6 protein-coding genes are annotated in these 6,545 nt (G+C 32.9%); 3 read left to right on the top strand and 3 right to left on the bottom strand.

Translation table 11 applies throughout. The features are described 5' to 3' along the window. Positions 1–135: 135 nt before the first annotated feature. Both FLACOL7796_RS23670 and menD read right to left on the bottom strand, forming a co-directional pair. Positions 136–477 (bottom strand): DUF2853 family protein, encoded by a 342-nt coding sequence (locus tag FLACOL7796_RS23670; protein WP_173973229.1) that lies wholly within the window; start codon positions 475–477, stop codon positions 136–138. Positions 478–571: 94 nt separating this feature from the next. Further along, positions 572–2,239 (bottom strand): 2-succinyl-5-enolpyruvyl-6-hydroxy-3-cyclohexene-1-carboxylic-acid synthase, encoded by a 1,668-nt coding sequence (gene menD, locus FLACOL7796_RS23665; RefSeq protein WP_173973228.1) that lies wholly within the window; start codon positions 2,237–2,239, stop codon positions 572–574. 175 nt (positions 2,240–2,414) lie between these two features. Between menD and FLACOL7796_RS23660 the strand changes: the two genes are divergently transcribed. The 3 genes from FLACOL7796_RS23660 (at position 2,415) to pip (ending at position 5,404) form a co-directional block, all read left to right on the top strand. Beyond that, positions 2,415–3,593 carry a thioredoxin family protein gene (locus tag FLACOL7796_RS23660; RefSeq protein ID WP_173973227.1) on the top strand — a complete coding sequence of 393 codons (1,179 nt, stop codon included), beginning with the start codon at positions 2,415–2,417 and terminating at the stop codon, positions 3,591–3,593. Positions 3,594–3,749: 156 nt separating this feature from the next. Beyond that, a complete protein-coding gene (locus FLACOL7796_RS23655) occupies positions 3,750–4,247 on the top strand; it encodes a GNAT family N-acetyltransferase (RefSeq protein ID WP_173973226.1) in 498 nt (165 codons plus the stop codon). Between the two features lie 239 nt (positions 4,248–4,486). Next, entirely contained in the window at positions 4,487–5,404 is a 918-nt protein-coding gene (gene pip, locus FLACOL7796_RS23650; protein WP_173973225.1) for a prolyl aminopeptidase, read from the top strand. A gap of 350 nt (positions 5,405–5,754) precedes the next feature. On the opposite strand, the gene FLACOL7796_RS23645 is transcribed toward pip, so the two are convergent. Beyond that, a complete protein-coding gene (locus tag FLACOL7796_RS23645) occupies positions 5,755–6,342 on the bottom strand; it encodes a glutathione peroxidase (protein ID WP_173973224.1) in 588 nt (195 codons plus the stop codon). Positions 6,343–6,545 lie beyond the last annotated feature (203 nt).

The following is a 6,545-nucleotide window of genomic DNA, read 5'->3' as shown; positions in this document are numbered from 1 at the left end:
GGAACTTATTACTGCAATAATGATAGTCTTCGCAGGCGGAGATCCTTCAAAAGTATTTAAAACATAAAGTGGCCGGAATTTCTTCCGACCACTCTTACCATCAAGGCGCTTTTTGCTTTTTAAATCGGATGAGATTTATTTGTAAACACTTTCTTTTTTAAAATGCAATGTCAGTAAATAATACACCACCGCTCTGTATTTGTGCTTGTTTGATTTACCATATTGCTCCAGAACATCCGCTATTGCTTTGTCTAAAGCAGGGCTGTCAGCCAATCCTAATTTCTTAATTAGGAAATTCTTTTTTACAGTATCTAATTCTGATTGCTGACTTCCGGCAACCGTAGACGAATCTGCATTATAAATAGATGGTCCGCAACCTATAGTAACTTTAGTAAGTAAATCCATATTTGGAGTTACTCCACATTTTTCTTTAAGATCTTGTGCATACTTTTTAATTAATTCTTCTCTTGCGCTCATAAATAAAAATTTAAATTTAATTAGATTTATAAAATTCAAATTTAAAGATTTATCTTACAATAAAAACTACTTTAACTTTATTTTATTTACAAAACTACACTAGTTCTTTAAAATATTGTTTTAAAACAGCATCGTTTTCTAAAGTTGGCGTAAATACCTCCAGAATTCCGGCAGCACTATCATTACTGTAAAGATTTTCTATTCCTTTCTCAAGAGACGCTACATCATTGGCTGTAAAATAATTAAGCTTGTACATCTTTGCCAAATGTTCTGCTGTAAGATTGTGCGAAGTTTCGAAATAAGTGTTAAAAACAGGCTTTTCTTCATGTCCGGGTAGAATTCTAAAGATTCCTCCTCCTCCATTATTAATCAAGATAATTTTGAAGTTTTTAGGAATGTAAGAATTCCATAGAGCATTGCTATCGTATAAAAAACCAATATCTCCGGTAATGAATACAGTTTGTTTATCGCTTCTTCCTACCGCCGCGCCTACTGCTGTTGATGTACTTCCGTCAATACCACTTGTTCCGCGGTTGCAATAAACTTCGATTGAAGGATCAATCTCAATTAACTGCGCATAACGAATCGCTGAACTATTACTAATTTGCAGCTGACTCTTTTTAGGAAGCGATTCTATTACTTTTTCGAATACTTTAAAATCTGAGAATGTAATTTTACGCAAATATTCCTGTTTTCTAATTTTTCTTAAATCGTAAATTTTATCAATTTTAGAGAAATATTTACTCGAAACAAATGTTGTTTTTGGAAGCAGTTCTTTGAAAAAATCTTCTGGTTCCATTACAAAATGTTTACTTAAAGCATTAAATGTATCGTAAGCGCGCAATGTATCTATATGCCAGTGATGTGCAGGTTTATATTTTCGTAAAAAAGCCTTAATACGTTTTGAAACAATCATACCACCAAAAGTGATTAATACTTCCGGTTCTAATTCTTTAAAATCAAAATCATCAAAAGGTGTGATTAAGCTATCTATACTATTAATAAAACTTGGATCGTGCAAGTTTGATGTTGTCTCCGTAAGCACTACAATTGAAGGATCTTTGGCAAAGTTTTCCAGAATTTTGCTGCTGACAGAATTGGCTTCGTTTATACCTCCAATAAGAATTAATTTTCTTTTTGAAGTATTCCAGACAGTAACTACATCCTCAATATTTTCTATAATTTTTGTTCCGAGAATTTCCTCTGAGTGAGTAATTTTTGGTTCAACAGAAAGTTCAGAAACCGTTTCGTATAAGGGTTCTTCGAATGGTGCATTAATATGAACCGGTCCTTTTTGAAGAATGGCCGCTTCTATTGCTTTATTAATTTTTAAATCATTTTCTACAGAAGCCTCTTCGGTTAAATTGGCATTGAAAACCGAATGATTCTGAAAAACATTTTCCTGACGAATGGTTTGACCATCGCCAATATCAATCTTGCTTTGCGGACGGTCTGCCGAAATTACGATTAACGGAATCTGACTGTAAAATGCTTCGGCTACAGCCGGATAATAATTTAATAAAGCTGATCCTGAGGTACAAACAACAGCAGTCGGCTGTTTGGTTTGTTGTGCAATTCCTAAGGCAAAAAAAGCAGCGCAGCGTTCGTCGGCAATGCTGTAACATTTAAAATTAGGATTTTGTGCAAAACCTATTGTTAAAGGTGCGTTTCTTGATCCCGGAGAAATTATAATATTCGTGATTTCTTTTGCTAAACAAATTTCGATAATGCTTTGAGCAAGCGCTATTTTGGGGTAAATCATTCTTATGTGTATTATTTTTTAAAGAAAATCTAAAAGTCTAAGATTTCTTTTTCATAAACACAAAGTTACAAACTTCGTGTTGGATTTAACTTATAAATAGGAAGATATTAAGGGCTGTTTTTAGAAAAAGGAGATATATTTGTAAATCAGATTTATTAATAAAAATAAACTCTTTATGCGTTTCTTCTCTATTTTCTTTCTTTTTGTATCCTTACAAGTCTTACATTCTCAAAATCAGTTTGTTCCTGAAGACACACCGTATAAAACAGCCTTAGAAAATGCTAAAACTCAGGGAAAACCTCTTTTTGTAATGCTTTACGCTGATTGGTGTCCGCATTGTAATCAGATGAAAAAGGAAGTTTTTAGTGATCCTGCAGTAATGGATTTTTTGAAGAAAAACTATGTTTGCGTGTGGAAAAATGTCGAAAAAGAGGAAGGGATTGCGCTTAAAGACAAGTATAATACCAAATCTTTGCCTACTTTTCTATTTATAGATTCTGCCACAGAAACCCTTTTGTATGTGCTGAAAGGCGAATCTAAAAAGGCAGATTTTATGACCGAAGCGAATTATGCTTTGAATCCGCGAATGCAATTGCCTTATTTAGAAAAACAATTCATGAACGATCCGAGCAATTCTAATGCATTTTTTGCTTATTTGAATACGCTGAAAAAAGGAAAAGACAGAACCGATTTATCAATTCCAACACATATTTATCTGAATACACAATCTGATGCGCAATTGGTGAGTGAACTCAATTGGCGCGTGATTGCCAATGGTGTAACGGATATTAAATCAAGAGAATTTCAATATGTCTTAAGCCATCAGAAAGATTTTGCTGCTGTAGCTTCTCAAAATCGTGTCGATCGCAAAATTGAAAGTATTGTAACCGAATTGCTTCGTCCTTATGTTGATGGTCTGGATACAATAAATTATTACAAACAAAGAGAAGTTGCAAAATCTATCCGATTACAAAAAACAGATTCTCTGGTTTTTAAATTCGATTTGACTTTAGCGGAAAGAACTGAAAAATGGGATTTCTATAAAAAAGTAACGCTTGAAAGTACCGAAAAGTTAGTTTGGAATGATGCAAGTTTCCTTAAAGAAATTGGTCAGACTTACTTAAAACATATTTCTGATACCGAAAGTTTGAAAAAATGCATTTCATGGGTAAAACATTCTCTTGAATTGAATGATTCTTACGATGGGAATTTACTTGTAGCAAGGCTTTATAATAAGATAAAAGATAAAAAATCAGCTCTAAAATATGCCAAAGATGCCAGGGCAATTGCTGTAGAAATGGATTGGGGAACTAAAGATGCAGATACTTTATTAGCTGAACTCAATAAAAAATAAAGTTAGAGTAAAATTCTAATATTTAAATTCCAAATTCCAATCTAATACTATTTCTGGAAGCAGCAAAATAATTTGGATAGCATTAAACTTAAAACAAAATAACAATTAAAATAGCCTTGAATTCATGAATTCGGGACAAAAACTACCAAAAACAAAATGGACGTAATACTTAGACCAGCCACAAGCAACGATTTAGAAAAAATTCTAGAGATTGTAAACCACTCTATTTTGCATACTACTGCAAATTATAATTATGAGATTCAAACTATCGATGTTCAGACCAAATGGTTTGAAGATAAAACTGCTAAAAACCTCCCTATTGTAGTTGCGGAACTAGATGGTGAGGTTGTTGGGTTTGGAAGTTACGGACAATTTCGTGAGAAACTTGGATATCAATATACCGTTGAACATTCTGTTTATGTTGTTGATACTATTATTGGTAAAGGCATCGGATCTAAACTTTTACTTGAACTAATTCGTTTGGCTAAAGAACAGGGATATCATGTGATGATTGGCGCGATCGATGCTGATAATGCAGGAAGTATTGCTTTTCACGAACGATTTGGTTTTGTGGCAACGGGAACCATTCGTGAAGTAGGTTATAAATTTGATCATTGGCTTGATTTGGTTTTTATGCAATTGATTTTGAAATAATGCACGCGGATGAAACGGATTCGCTTACGCGAAAACGCTGATTAACGCAGATTTTTTCTCTTTTTGATAAAGGTTTTGCCGTAATGTTTTTTTACCGCAAAGCACGCTAAAGAATTACGCAAAGTTCACTATGAAAAATGTTGCTTTTTTTGAGTTCGCAAAGCTTGATCTTAGTATTTATTTTGTCGTTTCGAACGTAAGAATTTAATTTATAAAGAACTAATTTTAATCTAAAACTATTGAGTACAGACTATCCAATACAAACGGGCTATCTTAAAGTTAGTGAACTTCATAAAATTTATTATGAGGTTTGTGGTGCTGATGATGGTGAAATTTATTTATTTGTTAACGGTGGTCCCGGAGCAGGATTTTCAGAGCATGACAAACGTTTTTTTGATTTTAAAAAACATAAAGTTGTCTTTTTTGATCAAAGAGGATCTGCTAAAAGCAAGCCTTTTGGCAGCATAATAGAAAATACGACTCAGGATTTGGTTAATGATATTAATGCGCTTCTCTCCTATCTCAAAATTGAAAAGATAAATATTTTTGGCGGTTCCTGGGGAACAACTTTAAGTTTGGTATTTGCGATACAAAATCCGGAAAAAGTAAAAAGTCTTTTGCTGAGAGGTGTATTTTTGGGAGATAAAAAATCAAATGATCATTATTTGAATGGCGGTGTCGAAAATGAATTTCCTAAAGAATGGTCACGATTTAAAGGTAATGTACCAACCGATTTAGGTTTAAGCATTCCGGCTTATTATCTGAATCAAATGCTGAACGGAAGCCCGGAAAACAAAAAGTTCTTTTGTTACGAATGGGTATTTTATGAAATATCGATTTTTAAGAAAGGAATAACCGAAAATGAAATTGATGCTGTTATAAATGAATTTCCGTTTGAGTCTTTAGCTATTATGGAGGCTCATTATTTGGGGAATAACTGTTTTATTGAAGACAACTATATACTAGATAATATAAAATTTTTAGACAATATACCAACGATCATAGTTCACGGAAAATATGATGCTATTTGTCCGGTTCAGTACGCTGAAACATTACATCATAAGCTCAAAAGATCTACGTTGTATATTGAAAACGCAGGACATTCGGATTCTGAACCCGGAATTGAACAAACTATTATAGAAATTTTGAATCAGTAAATTATTGGTGCGTATATTTTAACCGCAAAGCTCGTAAAGCTAGATTTTGCTTTTTTTGTTATTTCTATAATAAAGAAATCTTTTTTTTCAGGAGCTATTCCCGCTATCCGTTCCAATCTTTTGTGGCGAACCACGCCACAAAAGGATTTCCACTTCTATCGGGGCTAGGGCATTCGTTTTCATAATAATATTACAACACTAACAAAAAATAATCCGTTCTAATCAGCGTTTTCGCATAAGCGAATCCGTTTCATCCGTGTACCAAATCTAACGTAATTATAAAGCAAAAAAAATCCACAAACTTGAAAATTGATTCAAATTTGTGGATTTTTTGGTTGAGATAGTTGCTATTAACTTTTTATCCAATTGATTACTTCAGGATCTGTAGGTAATGTTCTTGGTTTGATAACTTTTACTAATTCGCCTTTTTCGTTGATTAGGTATTTCTGGAAATTCCATTCAACTTCAGAATCTTGCAAACCGTTTTTAGATTTTTGAGTCAGGAATTTGTATACTTCGCACATATCGTCTCCTTTTACAGAAACTTTGTCCATCATTGGAAAAGTTACTCCGTAGTTTTGTTGGCAAAATGTTTCGATTTCTTTGTTTGTTCCAGGTTCTTGCGAAGCAAAATTATTAGCCGGGAAACCTACAATTACAAAGCCTTTATCTTTATATTCTTTGTAAATAGCTTCAAGATCTTTGTACTGAGGCGTTAATCCGCATTTTGAAGCGGTATTTACGATCATAACTTTTTTTCCTTTTAGAGATGCAAAATCAAAGGTATCTCCTGATAAATCCTGCACTTTAAATTGATAAATGTTTTCTTTTGCCATGGCTTTATCTGTTTTAGAGATTTTGTTTTTACTGGTTTGAGCCTGAATTTGTGAACTCACAAATAAGACAAGGCTGCAAGCGATAAATGCTATTTTTTTCATCGATTAATTTTTTTATAAAATTAGTTAAAAACTGTTTTCGGATAATATTTTGACTGCTTTATTTTTATTAAACATAAGTTAAATAAAAAATTGAAGCCTAGCGTTAATCAGACGCTAGGCTTCCCCCCATACAAACAAATCAAACCATGAATTTAATTGTAATCTTTATTTCTGTTAGTTAAAATTATAGTTGACGCCTTGGT

The organism is Flavobacterium bizetiae (genome assembly GCF_902804475.1).
Taxonomy (GTDB): Bacteria; Bacteroidota; Bacteroidia; order Flavobacteriales; family Flavobacteriaceae; genus Flavobacterium; species Flavobacterium bizetiae.
Note: the sequence above shows the minus strand (reverse complement) of the source record. Positions and strands in the feature narration are given on the sequence as shown.

What these genes read in the sequence shown, in the direction of transcription:
- FLACOL7796_RS23645 (WP_173973224.1), bottom strand. Translation starts at nt 6,342, where the DNA reads ATGAAAAAAATAGCATTTATCGCTTGCAGCCTTGTCTTATTTGTGAGT.
- FLACOL7796_RS23655 (WP_173973226.1), top strand. Translation starts at nt 3,750, where the DNA reads ATGGACGTAATACTTAGACCAGCCACAAGCAACGATTTAGAAAAAATT.
- menD (WP_173973228.1), bottom strand. Translation starts at nt 2,239, where the DNA reads ATGATTTACCCCAAAATAGCGCTTGCTCAAAGCATTATCGAAATTTGT.
- FLACOL7796_RS23670 (WP_173973229.1), bottom strand. Translation starts at nt 477, where the DNA reads ATGAGCGCAAGAGAAGAATTAATTAAAAAGTATGCACAAGATCTTAAA.
- FLACOL7796_RS23660 (WP_173973227.1), top strand. Translation starts at nt 2,415, where the DNA reads ATGCGTTTCTTCTCTATTTTCTTTCTTTTTGTATCCTTACAAGTCTTA.